Below are 1,347 nucleotides of genomic sequence, written 5' to 3'. Positions count from 1 at the left end.
CAGGGCTTGATCAAGTTCCCTGAGTGTCCGGGTTGTTGGTGATGCCCAGGATCGGGAGGGCTCGTTCTGGCTGGTCGCGGATTGCTCGGGTGGTCTTGGCGATGTTGGTGGCTTTGAGGGTTTTGAGCAGGCCGATGGCGAGGTTGCGGAAGGTGGCCATGGCGCGGGGTGCGGTGCCGGTGTGGAGGGTGGAGGCGTCCTCGGCGTAGGTCACGTCTCGTACGTGGTGCAGGGCCTCGACGGCCCAGTGGCCGCGGACGGCGGCAGCGAGTTCGGCCGGGGTGGCCTGGTGGGCGTCGAGACTGGTGACGGCGTAGACGGTCTCGCGGCTTTCGCGCCCGCCGGTCTGTTTGCGGCGTCGGTGGACGCGGAGGGCGAGGCGGCCGTGGGGAAAGGCGATCCCGCCGAGTTCGTCGGAGATGCCGCAGGTCTTGATCGAGCGGGACTCCCGGCGGCCGTGTCCGGCGGAAGAAGTGGTGTGCTGGACGGCGATGTCCGGCCAGGGCAGGGAGGCGAGTTGCCGGTAGGCGGTCGGCTGATTCCGCTTGATCATGGCGATGTAGTGGGCATTCTTCGTCTCGACCAGCCAGGTGACGTTCGCCTGGACCGAGTGCAGGGCGTCGAAGGTGACCAGGGATCGGTCCAGGTCCAGTGGTTCGAGCAGGGCCCGGAAGTGCGCGGTCTCGTTGGTCTTGGTTCCGACCTCGGCCTGGGCGAGGGTCAGGGCCCGATGGTGGGTGACGGCCGAGAGCAGATGTCTGCGGCCGGCGGACAGGCGGGCCGATCCCCTCAGCGACTTGCCGTCGACGGCGATCACCTGCCGTTTCCCCGAGGCCGTTCCCGCCGTTTTCCGGGCGGTGAGGTAGGCGCCGACCGCCTGGTCCAGGGCGTCACCGTCGACGGCCGCGAGCACGCGGCCGATCGTGGTCCGCGAGGGGGCACGGCGCCACATGAGCGGATGCCGGCGGACTCCGACGGCCGTCAGCACGGTGTCCGAGGCCCGCGACGCCCACTCGGCGATCTCATCCACACTCCTTGCTCCGGACACGGCCGCACAGGCACAGACCAGGAGGATCGCGGTCAGCGGGTACCAGCGGCCCCGCCTCGCCCGCGGATCGGGCACCCGGTCCAGGAAAGGCCGCAGGTCAGTGACTTGACCGGCACCCAGCGGACCCAGCTTCACCAGCACCGGCGGGATGGGAGAAGATACAGCGGCAGGCACGGGCCACCTCGTGATCGTTGAGCTTCGACACCCCAATGATCACGAAACCCGTGCCTGCTCCGCTATGCACCCCAACCGGTCACAGCCTGACAAACCACCCAACCCCGGAACTTGCACAAACCCTG

The 1,347-nt window shown here is 68.7% G+C and carries 1 protein-coding gene; it reads right to left on the bottom strand.

Annotated elements, in window-relative coordinates; translation table 11 throughout:
* Nucleotides 1-10: 10 nt before the first annotated feature.
* Nucleotides 11-1,183, bottom strand: a complete 1,173-nt coding sequence (locus ACGWYJ_RS38855) for an ISAs1 family transposase (RefSeq protein WP_395111703.1) — start codon at nt 1,181-1,183, stop codon at nt 11-13.
* Nucleotides 1,184-1,347: the final 164 nt, after the last annotated feature.

The sequence above is a fragment of the Actinomadura sp. SCN-SB genome (assembly GCF_043906805.1).
Lineage (GTDB): Bacteria > Actinomycetota > Actinomycetes > Streptosporangiales > Streptosporangiaceae > Spirillospora.
The sequence above is the reverse complement of the archived record's forward strand: the minus strand, read 5'-3'. Positions and strand labels throughout refer to the sequence as shown.